At 65.3% G+C, this 15,036-nt stretch carries 18 protein-coding genes and 1 tRNA gene; 9 read left to right on the top strand and 10 right to left on the bottom strand.

Going from position 1 to position 15,036, the window contains the following annotated elements:
• Positions 1-421: 421 nt before the first annotated feature.
• The 5 genes from WA965_RS08475 to WA965_RS08455 all read right to left on the bottom strand — a co-directional run bounded on the left by WA965_RS08475 (position 422) and on the right by WA965_RS08455 (position 3,316).
• A complete protein-coding gene (locus tag WA965_RS08475; RefSeq protein WP_526295849.1) occupies positions 422-1,309 on the bottom strand; it encodes a major capsid protein in 888 nt (295 codons plus the stop codon).
• A 3-nt stretch (positions 1,310-1,312) separates the two neighbouring features.
• Complete coding sequence (locus WA965_RS08470; RefSeq protein ID WP_526295847.1) at positions 1,313-1,729, bottom strand: helix-turn-helix domain-containing protein; 417 nt, start codon at positions 1,727-1,729, stop codon at positions 1,313-1,315.
• On the bottom strand, positions 1,729-2,052 hold the full coding sequence (locus WA965_RS08465) for a hypothetical protein (RefSeq protein WP_526295845.1): 324 nt from the start codon (positions 2,050-2,052) through the stop codon (positions 1,729-1,731). The genes WA965_RS08470 and WA965_RS08465 overlap by 1 nt, the downstream gene beginning before the upstream one ends.
• Positions 2,049-2,228, bottom strand: a complete 180-nt coding sequence (locus WA965_RS08460; RefSeq protein WP_526295934.1) for a zinc finger domain-containing protein — start codon at positions 2,226-2,228, stop codon at positions 2,049-2,051. The genes WA965_RS08465 and WA965_RS08460 overlap by 4 nt, the downstream gene beginning before the upstream one ends.
• Before the next feature lie 869 nt (positions 2,229-3,097).
• Positions 3,098-3,316, bottom strand: a complete 219-nt coding sequence (locus WA965_RS08455) for a helix-turn-helix transcriptional regulator (protein ID WP_526295843.1) — start codon at positions 3,314-3,316, stop codon at positions 3,098-3,100.
• A gap of 196 nt (positions 3,317-3,512) precedes the next feature.
• On the opposite strand from WA965_RS08455, the gene WA965_RS08450 reads away from it, so the two are divergent.
• On the top strand, positions 3,513-4,754 hold the full coding sequence (locus WA965_RS08450) for a site-specific integrase (protein WP_526295841.1): 1,242 nt from the start codon (positions 3,513-3,515) through the stop codon (positions 4,752-4,754).
• 25 nt (positions 4,755-4,779) lie between these two features.
• Here the strand turns inward: WA965_RS08450 and WA965_RS08445 are convergent.
• Positions 4,780-4,853 (bottom strand) — tRNA-Leu (locus WA965_RS08445).
• A gap of 180 nt (positions 4,854-5,033) precedes the next feature.
• Positions 5,034-5,444 carry a hypothetical protein gene (locus WA965_RS08440; protein ID WP_526295839.1) on the bottom strand — a complete coding sequence of 137 codons (411 nt, stop codon included), beginning with the start codon at positions 5,442-5,444 and terminating at the stop codon, positions 5,034-5,036.
• A 159-nt stretch (positions 5,445-5,603) separates the two neighbouring features.
• On the opposite strand from WA965_RS08440, the gene WA965_RS08435 reads away from it, so the two are divergent.
• Positions 5,604-6,383, top strand: coding sequence for a hypothetical protein (locus tag WA965_RS08435; RefSeq protein ID WP_526295837.1), 780 nt, complete (start codon positions 5,604-5,606; stop codon positions 6,381-6,383).
• Positions 6,384-6,423: 40 nt separating this feature from the next.
• Here the strand turns inward: WA965_RS08435 and WA965_RS08430 are convergent, their stop codons facing one another.
• The gene (locus WA965_RS08430) at positions 6,424-6,843 is read right to left on the bottom strand and encodes a nitroreductase family deazaflavin-dependent oxidoreductase (protein WP_526295932.1); all 420 of its coding nucleotides are present in this window, start codon (positions 6,841-6,843) and stop codon (positions 6,424-6,426) included.
• 111 nt (positions 6,844-6,954) lie between these two features.
• Positions 6,955-7,266, bottom strand: a complete 312-nt coding sequence (gene usfY / locus WA965_RS08425) for a protein UsfY (RefSeq protein ID WP_526295835.1) — start codon at positions 7,264-7,266, stop codon at positions 6,955-6,957.
• Positions 7,267-7,493: 227 nt separating this feature from the next.
• On the opposite strand from usfY, the gene WA965_RS08420 reads away from it, so the two are divergent.
• Complete coding sequence (locus WA965_RS08420; protein WP_526295833.1) at positions 7,494-7,676, top strand: hypothetical protein; 183 nt, start codon at positions 7,494-7,496, stop codon at positions 7,674-7,676.
• 7 nt (positions 7,677-7,683) lie between these two features.
• Here WA965_RS08420 and WA965_RS08415 read toward each other — a convergent pair whose 3' ends face one another.
• Complete coding sequence (locus WA965_RS08415) at positions 7,684-8,187, bottom strand: DUF6328 family protein (RefSeq protein ID WP_526295831.1); 504 nt, start codon at positions 8,185-8,187, stop codon at positions 7,684-7,686.
• A gap of 108 nt (positions 8,188-8,295) precedes the next feature.
• Between WA965_RS08415 and WA965_RS08410 the strand changes: the two genes are divergently transcribed.
• From WA965_RS08410 to WA965_RS08385, 6 genes are all read left to right on the top strand, one after another.
• On the top strand, positions 8,296-8,550 hold the full coding sequence (locus WA965_RS08410; RefSeq protein WP_526295829.1) for a hypothetical protein: 255 nt from the start codon (positions 8,296-8,298) through the stop codon (positions 8,548-8,550).
• Between the two features lie 139 nt (positions 8,551-8,689).
• Positions 8,690-8,788 (top strand): potassium-transporting ATPase, encoded by a 99-nt coding sequence (locus WA965_RS08405; protein ID WP_526295827.1) that lies wholly within the window; start codon positions 8,690-8,692, stop codon positions 8,786-8,788.
• 82 nt (positions 8,789-8,870) lie between these two features.
• Positions 8,871-10,541, top strand: coding sequence for a potassium-transporting ATPase subunit KdpA (kdpA, locus tag WA965_RS08400; protein WP_526295825.1), 1,671 nt, complete (start codon positions 8,871-8,873; stop codon positions 10,539-10,541).
• Positions 10,541-12,685 (top strand): potassium-transporting ATPase subunit KdpB, encoded by a 2,145-nt coding sequence (gene kdpB / locus WA965_RS08395; RefSeq protein ID WP_526447360.1) that lies wholly within the window; start codon positions 10,541-10,543, stop codon positions 12,683-12,685. Before kdpA ends, kdpB begins: the two co-directional genes overlap by 1 nt.
• Before the next feature lies 1 nt (position 12,686).
• Positions 12,687-13,535 (top strand): potassium-transporting ATPase subunit C, encoded by an 849-nt coding sequence (locus WA965_RS08390; protein WP_526299700.1) that lies wholly within the window; start codon positions 12,687-12,689, stop codon positions 13,533-13,535.
• A gap of 101 nt (positions 13,536-13,636) precedes the next feature.
• On the top strand, positions 13,637-15,036 hold a 1,400-nt coding region (locus tag WA965_RS08385), incomplete at its 3' end, for a DUF4118 domain-containing protein (RefSeq protein WP_526447358.1).

Raw genomic sequence — 15,036 nt, 5'->3', positions numbered from 1 at the left:
GAGGAAAGGGACTCAGCCGGGGCACTGCGCCGCGCGACGTGGGAACCAGTCACGTCGCGAGTCTTCAGAACGGATCGGCCGGCGACCACGGTCTGCGCTGCTGCTGTGGCGACGATGAGGTCGGCGGCGATGTTCCGAGTGCACACGCGTTGGCGTGATCCTCTGGCATGTAGGACCGGGTGCCGCATGTGCAGCGCCGTAGCTCGCGTGGCCACGGATCCTCCTCGGCTGGCATCAGTCGAACCAGGCGAGGTCGGACGGCGACGACGTGGATACGGCGGACGACGGCTGATCGTCGAACCATCCGAGTTCTGCGCGTGCTTTGGCCGCTGCTCGTTCCGCGCGCCGCGCCTTCGCGATTGGCCGTTGCCGCTCAAGCCACTTCGGATCCGGTCCTGGCCCCTGCTCCTGCATCGGCCCGTCAGCCTGCCAAGCCGGTGAGCTTCTTGGCGCAGTGGGGCTTGTTGACGGCGATGAACGGGACCGCGTAGGCCTGTACCCAGCTGGTTCGGTTCCTCGGCTCGCGCCAGGTTTCGACCGTCAGCGCTTTCTCGAAGCCGATGATGCCGACCTGGCCGCGTTGAAGAACCCACGCGGTACCGGGCGTGATGTGGAAGTAGGAGAACATCTTCAGGCCGGCGCTGTCGAGCATCGCCTGCAACTTGTCGCCGTAGGCGACTTGGAGGCTGAACTTCTCCTGTGGGTTCACCAGCAGCGTGTCGTATTTGGTGCCGAGGCGTTCAAGTTCGCCGGCCATCGATGCGGCTGCCAGGTCCGCGGCGGGAAGTTCGGACCCTTCGGAGAGATTGGCTTCGGGGCCGACTGTGACGGCGTTCATCCAGTCGTTGCCGACGATGGTGTTCGGGCCGGTTCCTGCTTTCGCGTCGAGTACTTCGAAAGCGCGCTTGTTCAGCTTCTCGACGATCGTGTTCGTGAGCTGCGTGGTCTGATCCTGCATGTACTCGGTGTCATTGCGGGTGATGCGTTCGTCTTCGACAGGGAACTTGCCGCCCCAGTCCTCGGGCTTGGCCATTTCCGTTGTGGGGTCGACACCGCGGACGACCTCGTACTCGTCGCCAGGTCCGCGCTGTTTGACGTCGTCGGCTCGGAAGAAGTCGCTGATCTTCACGACGTTGTAGAGCATCGCGCCGCCGGTGATCGTGCGGCCGTGGGTGTGGAAGATCTTGTCCAGCACCATCTGGTCAGCCGCCAAGGCGGAGATGCGGTCGCGGATTCTGAGCGGCTGTTGCATCACAGTTGAGACGGTGACGTTCAAGCCGTCCAGCTCGGGGGTGAGGAATCCGGACATCAGTTACTCCTTCGCGCGGGCGTGGATCTGGGTTGCGTCGAACTGCCAGCGTCCGGCGATGCGCTCTGCGTCCAGGCGGCCGCGGCGGCGCAGGTCGCGGACTGCGTTCGGCGTGATGCCGAGGACCGCCGCTGCCTCGCCGCTGTTGAGAGTCGCATGCCCGCAATGATGCGCCGAAATGCTTTGTGAGCGCCGATTTCTGGTGTCCGATCTGGCGTCAGCTATGCGTCGGGCGGGCAATTGCCCGTTCGGCGCACTGGCGCTTGTTCGCGGGGAAACGCCAGATTTTGCCATCGCTCGGCGCAGATTCAGCAACACACCCCGCTCGTTCGGCTGGAGGTCCGCGTCCAGCCGTCCGATCGCGGAAGCGACTACTGCCGCTTCGGCCGGCGATAGCAGCACGCCGGCCGGTACCGCCATCACAGCGGGGTCTCACCGTCGCTATGGAAGTCGACCCTGAGCTGTGGGCCGTCGTCGATGTACGGGTTGACCATGCGGCGCAGTTCCTCGAGGGACTCGGCTGGATCGCGGTCGTCGAACTTGTACAGGTCGCGCAGTTGCTTTGCCTCCGCGAATATCTCGGCCGGTGTGAAGCCGGCGCGGGCGTAGTCGAGTATCAGATCGGCGTGCAGCACTTTGTTGCCGGTGTGGTCAGCCGCGAGCTGCATCGCTGCGAACTGGCGAGCGCGCAGTGCTCGGCCGGCTCGGTTCGCGCCTGGCACGTCTTCGTAGGGTTCGTTCACTGGGTTTCCTCTCTGGGTTGGATAGTCGCGCGGCCGACGCAGGGAACGCGGCGGTCGTGTCCGGTTGGTGTTCGGCACCATTGCGCCGGCACTGCGTTGCACTGCGGGCAGGGTCGGTCGAGCGCGCCGTTGGCGAGGTAGGCCCGGACGATGACGTGATCGCGGGTGCGGCTCACTATCTCGCTTCCTTTCGCCAGGATGAGCACTCCGGACACCAGTCGATGGTGTTCTCGTCAACGTCGATCTGGCCGGTTCCGCCGCAGTGCTGACAGCCCTCGAGGGCGCGACGGCGTTCGGATCGTTCGGCCGCGGCGTGCGCTTCGCGTTCCCTGACCCAGTCCTCGCGCGTCTGGCGTGCATGCATGCAGGGGAGGCAGCCGAGCGGTGTTCCGTTTGGATGATCGGGGCAGTAGCGGGGAGGTGGCTCGTCGTCGCGCTCGCGCGCGCGACCTCCGTCAATAGGACCGTCAATAGGAACGTCAAGTAGGTCATCTGGGTGACCTGTTCGGTCGCCGATTTGACCCGTTCGCCCCCCCGATTTGACCCATTCGCCCCCGCCGATTGGCTCACCTGGGTGACCCATTCGCTCGGTAGCGAACGGGTCATCTGGGTGACCTGTTCGGTCGCAGGGCGATTGGCTCACCTGGGTGACCCATTCGGCGAGGTCTGTGATCGTGTATCGAGGCGCAGCGGATTGGCCGTGCTGATTGTTGAACCCGCGCCTGGACTCGACCAGCCCTAGCGCTTTGAGGTCTGCGACGGCGCGCTTGGCTGTCGATAGCGACGCGCCAAAGAGGCCCGCCCGTATGTGATCCCATCGCACGGAACCCCGCCTGCTCTGCGTCTCCGCCTTCTCGGCGATGGCAATCAGCGCGTGGAATCCCCGCTCTGATAACCCGTGGGTACGAAACGAGTCCGCCGCTGCGATGACTTCGCCCACCAGTTGACCGCTCATCAGTCCGTCGCCGGGTCGGGCCTTGGGTATGAATGCATTCGCTGTTCCTCGGTCGCAAGAGTGATGTGTTCGCCCGTCGCCGAGTCGGACTCACGCCGGCGCGGCCTCTCGCTCTTCTAGCCACGCCATGACTGTCGACTTCTTCCAGAGTCGGCGCTTCCCCACCTTGAAGGAGTGCGGCCCGGTACCGGCCGACGCCCACTTGCGCCAGTTCGACGAGGGGATACCGGTGAGCAGCTCGAGGTCCGCAGAGTTGAGAAACTCGGCGACTGCGAGACGCTCAGATTTCGTTAGTTCTTGGCCATTCACACTGGGTTCGTCCTCACTGTGTCCGTTGCGGTCGTACAGTGAGGATGACGAACGCGGGAATGGTCCGCTGACGAAGTCAAGGCCGTTGTCCGCGAACGCTATTCGCTTGACGCATAATCAGCTGGTAGGACCGGACCAGCAGACGGGTCGAAAATTGTTGAAGAGGAACCGCAGAGCCGGGGTCGAGGACCGCTGGATGAGGACCGTCCGCGACGAGGACGGCGACACGCGGGCGGTGCCGAGCGCCAATCACGGCAAGGGCAGCCGATGGCGTGCCCGCTACGTCGACGACCAGGGCCGCGAGCATGCGAAGGGCTTCGGGCGGAAGACGGACGCTCAGGCATGGCTGAACAAGCAGGTCAGCGACCAGGTCACTGGGACATGGACTGATCCGGCGCTCTCGGCGGTGACGTTCGGAGTGATCGCCGAGCGATGGATCTCCACCAAAGCGACCCGGTCACCGAAGACGGTGGCGGGATATCGTTCCCTGCTCGACACGGTCGTACTGCCACGCTGGAAAGATGTCCCGCTCCGCGATCTGCGGTTCGACGAGCTTCAAGTCTGGATCACCGGCTTGTCCGTGGACGGCTCTGCACGGTTCGAGGGCAAGGGGTTGAGCGCTTCACGCGTCCGACAGGCTCACCAGCTGGTCGGTGCGGTGTTGAAGTTCGCGGTCAAGGCAAAGCATCTTCAGACCAGTCCCGCGGATGGCATCGAACTGCCGCGTCTGCCCGAAGTCGATCAGCGGTATCTCACGCATGAGCAGTTGCATCGGCTCGCTGTCGCATGCGGACGTTTCCGCACGTTCGTGCTGGTGTTGGGTTACTGCGGGTTACGGTTCGGGGAGGCGGCCGCGCTGCGGGTCGGAGACGTCAACCTGAAGACGCGGCGGATGCGGGTTGGCCGTTCCGTCACCCACGTGGCCGGCAAGGGCCTCATCGAGGGATCGACGAAGAACCACAGCGCACGTACCGTACCGATTCCGAAGTTCCTCGCGCCGCTGCTCGAGACCGAGGTCCGCGGCCGCGGCGGTGACGATCTGGTGTTCCCGTCAAGAAGGGGCGGCTTCCTGACTCTCGGCGAAGTCCGATGGGTGTTCGACCCGGCCGTGACGACTGTACGGACGGCGTCGGCCGCGCAACGTGACGAAGAGATCGCCGAGAGCGGCGACGCATTTACCGCGGAGTTCCCCGTCATTACCCCGCACCAGCTGCGCCACACCTGTGCGTCGCTGGCAATCAGCGCCGGCGCGAACGTGAAGGTGTTGCAAACGCTGCTCGGGCACAAGACAGCCACACTCACTCTGGATCGCTACGGCCACTTGTTCCCCGACGACCTGGCTGGCATCGCGGACGCGTTCGACGTTGCGGCTGCGCGGACTGCTGCGGACGCTCTGCGGACGGCAAGTAGTCTCAAGGTAGTTCCCCCCACTGGATAATCAGCTCTGAGCAGCGCCTATCGGGTGCCCCCAGTGAGATTCGAACTCACACTGTGCGGATTTTAAGTCCGCTGCCTCTGCCAATTGGGCTATGAGGGCCGTCGCAGTTCAGAGGTTACTTCAGGCGAATCAATCCTTGTTGTGGCGCTACACCACGTTGATCGCCGGCAGCACAGGCGTCTCGTCGATTCGGCTCACCACGAAGTTCGGCGATCTCCTGGCGCAGAAGTGGGAGTGGTTCGGCCTCAGCTGATTTCGGATCCGCAGGCGCCCGCAGTGCTATGCGCTCCTCACGCGCCCAACGAGGTCGTACACCGCCGCGACGACAGCATCGACCAACTCCGAATGCGGCCCGCTGAAGTTGCCATCGATGAGTCCGTTGTCGGCTTCCGCCAATCCGTGCCAACCGTTCACCGTGTACTCAGCCCCACCCACCACGTCGCCGATACGACCCGCCAACGTGGCTTCAGCTTGCCTGCCCGCCTCGATGATGACACTCGTGGCAGGCGCGCTGGGGCCCATCCTCATCGGTGGCGCGAGGATGACCACCACGGGGGTTTCGGCGATGACCGTGCTGACGATCTCGAGGTCGAGGTCGATCCGCCAGCCGGTTCGATCCGCAAGCTCAGCCATCGCCTCGTACTTCTGGCGCCACTTCGTCATCGGGTCCTTGGACCGGAAGAAGATCATCCGACCAGGGCTCTCAGAGCTGACACCGGGTGGCTCCGACGCCGAGGACGGAGGTAACCCGTGCGGTTGCCGCGGGCGAACAGGCGATCATCGGTCATCCGTGCTCCCTGGGACGATCGGGCGTGCCAACCTCGGATTCGTAGAACTAGCGTCTCAACCATGAAAGTCACGGTCGAGGAGAACTCGGCTGACCGCCTGCGACTCCGACTGCAGAATAGTCCGGTCCCCTATATCGGCTGGGGATCGGTGTTCATCGCTGCCGGATGCTGGGCGATCTGGCTGCTTGGTGCAACGGTTGCCTTCGCCGCGGATCGCGACGGCGTCGAGTACACGCGAACGTTCATGGGGCTCAGAGTGACTGAACAGCTGACAGCTTCCGCCGCGGAGGTCACCGCGATCGACATCGTCCTCGACGACGGGCTCATCTGGCGCAGTTACGAACTCGCCGTCCACACCGACTCCGCCACGGCCGTGATCGGGCTGCCCAGCGCCGACGGCAGCGAGAAGGAGGAGCTTGCACGGCAGGCCTGGGCCGCCGTCAGCGGCACCGGAGCTCCGGTGACCTACGCCGACCGCGCGGGCCTGATCACTGCATCAGTGCTGGGTGGAGCGTGCATCGCGGGCGGTGTCGTCTGCATCCTGGCGTACCAGCGGGGCCGAGTCGTCGCAGACCGCGCCACGCAGACCATCACGGTGACACGGAAGCGTGCGTTGGGGCGGCGCAGCACGGTCGGTGCCATCCCGATCACCTCGCAGACCAAAGTCACGGTGAAGGCGTCAACGACGACAACCCCACGCCATACCGTCACCAGCTACCGGGTCCTCGTTTCCGCGCACGGCAACAGTGTCTCCCTCACCCGCGGACCCACTTTTACCGAAAGCAGCGCACAGTTGACCGCGCGCCTTCTCACTACTTGGCTTGCTGAACACACCATCTGACTACAGACGATTTCGGGTGTCGCCTCGTCACCGCACCGATCTACCTTTTGGAGCGCACCAGCTCCACCACGGGAATCACGCGGGTCGTCTTGCTCTGGTACTCGGCGAACTGCGGCTCGACCGCCGACTGCTTGGCGTAGATGTCATCGCGCTCGCCACCCGTGAGAACCCGGGCCGTTGCCGCGAAGGTCTCCGAGCCGAGTTCGACGACCACATCCGGGTTGGCGACGACGTTGTGGTACCACGCCGGATTGACGTCGGCGCCGCCCAGGCTCGCAAACACGAACGTGCGACTCCCGTCGACATACGGCACCAGGGGCGCGATCCGCTTCACTCCCGACTTCGCGCCGACGTGGTGCACCAACACCAGCGGCTTGCCTTCGAACAGGCCGCCGACTTTTCCGCCGTTTTCCCGGAATTCCTCGATGACATTTCGATTCATGTCATCCAAAGTGCTCATATCGAAGTCGACGTTGTCTGTCACGTGTCTGCGTCCCTTCCCAGTCGTCAGGTCAACGACGCAGAACACGCGCCACCGGCCGGGTATTCCCCGGCGACCGCTCGTGGCCGCTCAGCTTGTCGGCGGCTCGGCAGGCGCTTCGGGATGCTCGGCATGCCATTGGCTTTCGACTTCGCGCACTTTGCGGTGCGCGATGGCCAGCCAACCGAACCCCCCGCCGACGAGCAAGACGGCCAGCACAACGCCGACCGTCCCGGCGACCGCCTGGCCGGTGGCGAAGGCGAACAGACCAGCTGACAGCGCCACCAAGCCGATACCGATGGCGATCAGGCCCGGCGCGTTGACGCCGTTCTTCATCGATTCGCCGGCATGTTGGCGGGTGGTCCGGGCGTGGTCAACGGGATCTTTGTGCAGGTCAGGCATGAGATTCCTCTCCAACGTCATTCGCGTCGTCACTGCCTCGAGCACCTGGTGCAGTGCATCGGCGGCAACGATCACATGGAGTGCAGATACCCGCTACGACGCAGCGCCGAAACGATTCGCACACCGATGTCAGTCACACGTCATGCCTCGTTCTGATTGCCACGTCAAGGGTTTCGGGTGTGCCTCACCCGGGCATGCCCGGGCCAACAGAAAGCGGGACCCACACCATGAATCAGCCAGAGAATCAGCCGAATTCGGACAAGAACGAATCGGGCGTAGAGTCCGACCCCAAGGTGGCGAACTCACGTGCCAGTGAAGACGACGACGGAGCCTACGTCGGTCGGACCGGTTCCGACGACGACTTCGATGCGGAGGAAAGTGGCGCCGAAGCGCGCAGCCAACAGTCCTGAGCGCTGACTATGCTCCGGGTCGTTGCTGCTCCCCGTCGCGCATGAGCAGTGGCAGCATCAGCCAAAGTGCGGCGAATACTGCCACTGCACATCCGCCGGCAATCAGTGCCGCAACTCGGCCCGACACTGCGTCGAAGATGATCGCGGTCATCCCGGTCAGCGCGACTGCGAGGAAGAGCACACCTGCGTAAGCACAACGATGCGCCGCGGTGACCAGGGAGACCAACCGGTGGCGCCGGAACAACAGTCGGTGCATCGGCACGGGCGCCACGAGTAGCGCCATGGACAACACCGCCGCGCTCACGGTCACCATGTATACGGCCACCATGGTGTCGTCGAGGATGTCGAACCGCTGCTGAAACGGCAGCGTCAGCAGAAATCCAGTCAGCAGCGCCACACCGGTCTGCACGACCCGCAGTTCCTGCAGCAGGCTGGCCCAATTGCGGTCCAGCCGTTCGCTCTCGGTTTCGTCGCGCAGGCGCGGGCTCTGCTCAGATTCCTCGCCGGCCACCGGATGATCCTCCCACCACCGGGGCCGCCGGGCGAGCGACTCGAGACTCAAAGGAATTCCACAGCAACCGATGAGTCGCCTCTTAGGCAGCAACCTCACCGTGGAGTCATGACTGTCATCACGGGTCGTGGCGCCGGTGACGGAGTGCCCCGGAACTCTCGCCATGCTGTACTCGCAGCGGTCTTCACCCTCAGTGTCGGCGTTCTGTTGTTGACCGTGCTCGGCGCCCACGCCGTGTGGGCGTATTGGGCTGCCTCAACGGTCGCCGTCGCGGGCGCCCTCACCCTGATCGTGGCCGGCGAGCGCATCTGGGATCACATGCTCACCAACGCCCGCGCTGCGGGCGTTGTCGCGCCTCACTGAGTCCCCGCGCAAGGAGACCGTAAAAACGGCGCGCGCCGGCATCAAGAAACCGTCAATGCCCAGCTCAGGGTCCGAGTAGCGGGCCTACCTTGGCGTTCGCACCTGCCCATTTCGGGCGCAGGTGTCAACGAACGCAGGAGTGCTGATACCCGTGATGTCTGTGGCCATCTACGTCGCGCTGACGGTGGCGGTCTTCGCCCTACTCGGCTTGATCCAGAAGGGCGTCGAGCGCCTGTGATCCAGAACCTTGTCGGCCTCGCGCTCGCCGTCATGATCGCCGTGTTCCTGTTCGCCGCGTTGCTCTTTCCGGAGGGGTTCTAGTGAGCGCCACCGCCGCCGGCGTCCTGTTCGCCATCTCCCTCGCCATCGCATTGGCCGCGGTCCACGTGCCGCTCGGCGACTACATGTACCGGGTGTACACGACCACCAAGGACGCTCGCGCCGAGCGGATGATCTACCGCATCATCGGTGCGGACCCGAAGGCCGAGCAGACCTGGGGCGCGTATGCCCGCAGCGTGCTCGCCTTCGCGGCGGTCAGCATCCTGTTCCTGTTCACCTTCCAGCTTGTGCAGGGCAGGCTGCCGCTACATCTGAGCGATCCCGCCACGGAGATCACCCCCGCGCTGGCCTGGAACACCGCGGTCAGCTTCGTCACGAACACCAACTGGCAGGCCTACTCCGGGGAGTCCACCCACGGTCACCTGGTGCAGATGGCCGGGCTCACCGTGCAGAACTTCGTATCCGCGGCTGTCGGAATGGCCGTAGCGGTCGCATTCGTGCGTGGGTTGGCCCGACGCAGTACCGGCGAGCTGGGCAACTTCTGGGTGGATCTGGTACGGGGTGTCTTCCGAATCCTGTTGCCGCTGTCCGTGATCGCCGCGATCGTCCTGATCTCCGGCGGTGTCATCCAGAACTTCGGTCTGCACGACCAGGTCGTGAACACCATCGCCGGGGCACAGCAGACGATCCCCGGCGGACCGGTCGCCAGCCAGGAGGCGATCAAGGAGCTCGGCACCAACGGTGGCGGCTTCTTCAATGTCAACTCGGCCCATCCCTTCGAGAACCCCACCACCTGGACGAACTGGGTCGAGATCTTCCTTCTCACCGTCATCGCGTTCTCACTACCCCGGACCTTCGGCCGGATGGTCGAAAGCCGTAAGCAGGGTTACGCGATCGTCGCCGTGATGGCTGTCATCGCGACCGTCAGCGTGAGCCTGACGATGTTCTTCCAGCTCCAGCACCACGGCACCGTCCCGACGGCCGTCGGCGCATCCATGGAAGGTGTCGAACAACGCGTCGGCGTCGCCAACTCGGCGGTGTTCGCCGCAGCCACCACGCTGACATCCACCGGCGCGGTCGACTCCTTCCACGACTCCTACACCAGCCTAGGTGGCTTGATGTTGCTGTTCAACATGCAGCTGGGTGAAGTCGCACCAGGGGGCGTGGGTTCGGGTCTGTACGGCATGCTGATCTTGGCCATCATCACGGTGTTCGTGGCCGGGCTCATGGTCGGCCGCACCCCGGAGTATCTGGGCAAGAAGATCACCCCTCGTGAGATCAAGCTGGCCGCAACCTATTTCCTGATCACCCCGCTGATCGTGCTGACCGGGACCGCGGTGGCGATGGCGATGCCGGGCGCCCGGGAGAGCATGCTCAACACCGGTCCGCACGGGCTGTCCGAGGTGCTGTATGCGTTCACCTCCGCCGGCAACAACAACGGCTCGGCCTTCGCCGGCATCGGCGTCAACACCACCTTCTACAACACCGCCCTGGGGCTGGCCATGGTGTTCGGCAGGTTCCTGCCCATCATCGTCGCGCTCGCTCTGGCCGGTGCCCTTGCCGCACAGGCGAAGACACCGGAATCCATCGGCACCTTGCCCACCCATCGGCCACAATTCGTCGGTCTGGTCGTCGGCGTGACGCTGATCCTGGTCGCCCTCACCTTTTTGCCCGCGCTCGCGCTCGGGCCCCTCGCTGAAGGAATTCACTGATGCCGGTCACCACCATCGAAGACGCACCACAGAAGCACTCGGAACCCGACACGGGCACCAAGGTGAAGGGCGGACTTCTCGACCCCGCGATGCTGTGGACGTCGATCCCGGACGCGCTGCGCAGGCTCAATCCACGAACCCTGTGGCGAAATCCGGTGATGTTCATCGTGGAACTCGGTGCGCTCTGGAGCACGATCCTGGCGATCATGGAACCGTCCTGGTTCGCCTGGCTGATCGTCGGATGGCTCTGGCTCACGGTGATCTTCGCCAACCTCGCCGAAGCAGTGGCAGAGGGCCGGGGCAAGGCGCAGGCGGCGAGCCTGCGCAAGACCCAGACCGCAACGACGGCACGCCGCCTCACCGGTTGGACACCGGGTGGGGACGGCACCGAGGAGGAAGTGGGCGCGCCGCTGCTGCAGCAGGGCGATGTGGTCGTCGTGGAGGCCGGCCAGACCATCCCCGGCGACGGTGACGTGGTCGAAGGTATTGCCTCAGTGGACGAGTCGGCCATCACCGGCGAATCCGCACCCGTCATCCGCGAGTCGGGCGGCGACCGGTCGGCCGTGACCGGCGGCACGACCGTGCTGTCGGACCGGATCGTCGTGCGGATCACCCAGAAACCCGGCGAGAGCTTCATCGACCGGATGATCGGCCTCGTCGAGGGCGCGAACAGGCAGAAGACCCCCAATGAGATCGCGCTCAACATCCTGCTGTCCTCGCTGACGATCATCTTCGTCTTCGCCGTCACGACGCTGCAGCCACTGGCGATCTTCTCCAAGGCGAACAACCCGGGCGTGCCGGATACGTTGGCGTTGAATGGAAATGGTGTCACCGGCATCGTCATGGTCTCCCTTCTCGTGTGTCTCATCCCGACGACCATCGGGGCGCTGTTGAGCGCCATCGGGATCGCCGGAATGGACCGCCTGGTGCAGCGCAATGTGCTGGCCATGTCCGGGCGCGCGGTGGAGGCTGCCGGTGACGTGAACACCCTGCTGCTCGACAAGACCGGCACCATCACCCTCGGGAATCGACAGGCCGCCGACTTCGTCACTCTGCACGGCGTGACGGCCGACGCACTGGCCGACGCGGCCCAACTGTCCAGCCTGGCCGACGAGACACCGGAAGGCCGGTCCATCGTCGTGTTCGCCAAACAGCACTACGGTCTGCGGGCCCGCACCCCCGGCGAGCTGACGAACGCCACCTGGATCGAATTCTCGGCCACCACAAGGATGTCGGGCGTCGACCTGGACGGTCACCGACTGCGCAAGGGCGCGGCCACCGCAGTGGCCGACTGGGTTCGCACCGAGGGCGGCACCGTCCCGACGGAACTCGGCGACATCGTCGACGGGATCTCCGCCGCCGGCGGCACCCCACTGGCCGTCGGGGAAGTCCGGGACGGTACTGCGACGGTCCTCGGGGTGATTCACCTCAAGGACGTCGTCAAGGCGGGGATGCGCGAACGCTTCGACGAGATGCGCCGGATGGGGATCCGGACGGTGATGGTCACCGGCGACAACCCGTTGACCGCCAAAGCCATTGCCGACGAGGCCGGGGTCGACGACTTCCTCGCCGAGGCCACGCCGGAAGACAAGATGGCCTTCATCAAACGGGAGCAGGCCGGTGGCCGGCTCGTCGCGATGACCGGCGACGGCACCAACGACGCACCCGCGCTGGCCCAGGCCGATGTGGGGGTGGCCATGAACACCGGCACCTCGGCGGCCAAGGAAGCCGGCAACATGGTCGATCTCGACTCCGACCCGACCAAGTTGATCGAGATCGTCGAGATCGGCAAGCAGCTGTTGATCACCCGCGGTGCGCTGACGACGTTCTCCATCGCCAACGACATCGCGAAGTACTTCGCGATCATCCCGGCACTGTTCGTCGGCCTGTTCCCCGGCCTGGACCTGCTCAACATCATGCGCCTGCACAGCCCGCAGTCGGCGATCCTGTCCGCGGTGATCTTCAACGCGATCATCATCGTCGCCCTGATCCCGTTGTCGCTGCGCGGTGTTCGCTACACGCCGAGTAGTGCATCAAAGCTGTTGAGCCGCAACCTCTACGTCTTCGGACTCGGCGGCATTCTCGCCCCGTTCATCGGTATCAAGCTGATCGATCTGGTCATCCAACTCTTCCCGGGAATGTGACATGAAATTTTCCACCATCGCTCGTCAGCACTGGGCCGCGCTGCGCGCGTTGCTCCTGTTCACCACAATCCTCGGCCTCGCCTACCCGCTGCTGGTGTGGGTTGTCGCCCAGCTGCCCGGCTTGGACGACAAGGCCGGGGGCTCACTGCTCGATGTCGACGGGCGACCCGTCGGCAGCAGCCTGATCGGCCAGCTGTACACCGATCCCGAGGGCAACCCGCTACCGCAGTACTTCCAGGGCCGCCCGTCGTCCGCAGGCGACGGCTACGACACGCTGTCGACCAGCGCAAGCAACCTCGGCCCGGAGGACGTGGTGGATCGGCCCGACGCACCGAGCCTGCTCACCCTGGTGTGTTCGCGCAGCGCGGCAGCCGGCGAATTGGACGGGGTCAGCGGAGCGCGGCCGTTCTGCACCGGCGGCGGTGTCGGCGCCGTGCTGTCGGTGATCGGCCCACGGGATGCCCGTCCCACCCGGGTGGTCAGCGTCAACGAGCCCTGCGACACGACGTCGACACCGTTCCTGGCGACCTACGAGGGCGTTCGGGTCGAGTGCGCCGCGCCCGGGGAGGACTACCGCGTCGGCCGGATCGTGCCGGTCCGCGGTGCCGCCGCCGACGAGCCGCAAGTGCCCGCGGACGCTGTCACCGCGAGCGGTAGCGGCCTGGACCCACACATCTCCACCGCCTACGCCGATCTGCAGGTCAACCGGGTGGCCGCCGCCCGCGGCATTTCCCCCGATCAGGTGCGCTCGCTGGTCGCCGCTCACACCGAGGGCCGCACGCTGGGCTTCCTGGGGCAGCCACGGGTGAATGTTCTCGAGCTCAACCTGGCGCTCGATGGCAGACAGTGACCGCGGACGCGTGCTCGGGCCGAGATCGACACCCTGGCCGTGATCGCTGAGAGATCCGGGCGCGCCACGACCGTAGTGTCGATCTGGCGCCGAGCACCGCGATGACCACATTGCCCGGTCCGGCGGTGGATGATGAACAGGTGGGCACGTCGGACTCGCGCGACAAGCGGGGTGAGCTGCGCATCTACCTCGGCGCGGCGCCCGGCGTCGGCAAGACCTTCGCGATGCTCGGCGAGGCACATCGACGTCTCGAACGCGGCACCGACGTGGTCGCCGCCGTCGTCGAGACCCACGGCCGCAAGAAGACCGCCGAGTTGTTCGACGGCATCGAGGTGGTGCCGCCGAAAGTCATCGAGTACCGCGGCCGCAGCTTCGAAGAACTCGACACCGAGGCCGTCCTGCGACGGCACCCGGAGGTGGTGCTGGTCGACGAACTCGCCCACACCAACACCCCGGGCAGCAAGAACCCCAAACGGTGGCAGGACATCGAGGAACTCCTCGACGCCGGGATCACCGTCATCACCACCGTCAACGTGCAGCACCTGGAGAGCCTCAACGACGTCGTGACCCAGATCACCGGCATCGAGCAGCAGGAGAAGGTGCCCGACGAGGTGGTGCGCGCCGCCGATCAGATCGAGTTGGTGGACATCACACCGGAGGCGTTGCGGCGCAGGCTCGCTCACGGCAACGTCTATGCACCTGAGCGGGTGGATGCGGCACTGTCCAACTACTTCCGGCGAGGCAACCTGACAGCGCTGCGTGAACTGGCGCTGCTGTGGTTGGCTGACCAGGTCGACGCCGCACTGGAGAAGTATCGCGCCGACAACAAGATCACCGACACCTGGGAAGCCCGCGAACGCGTCGTCGTCGCCGTCACCGGCGGGGCGGAGTCGGAAACACTGGTGCGCAGGGCATCCCGGATCGCATCTCGGTCCGGCGCTGAGCTGATGGTGGTCCACGTGGTGCGCGGCGACGGGCTGTCCGGCATCTCCGCACCGCAGATGGGGAGAATCCGGGAACTGGCCGTGTCACTCGGCGCAACCCTGCACAGCGTGGCCGGTGACGACGTACCCGGCGCGCTGCTCGACTTCGCCCGCCAGATGAACGCTACCCAGTTGGTGCTCGGCACGTCACGGCGGTCGCGCTGGGCCCGTATCTTCGACGAGGGTATCGGCGCCACCGTCGTCCAGCGATCCGGCAAGATCGACGTCCATATGGTGACCCATGACGAGGCCCGCGGCACCTCGCTGTGGGCCAGGGTCTCGCCGCGGCAACGACACGTCACGTCATGGCTTGCAGCCGTTGTGGTTCCGTCCGTGATCGCGGCCGTCACCGCGCTCTTTCTCGACAGGTTCCTCGGAATCGGCGGCGAGAGCGCGCTGTTCTTCGTCGGTGTCCTGATCGTCGCGCTGCTCGGCGGCGTGGCGCCGGCGGTGCTGTCGGCGGTGCTGTCCGGGATCCTGCTGAACTACCTACTCACCGAACCGCGGTACACCTTCAC

The organism is Mycobacterium sp. (genome assembly GCF_049683935.1).
GTDB lineage: Bacteria > Actinomycetota > Actinomycetes > Mycobacteriales > Mycobacteriaceae > Mycobacterium.
The sequence above is the reverse complement of the archived record's forward strand: the minus strand, read 5'-3'. Positions and strand labels throughout refer to the sequence as shown.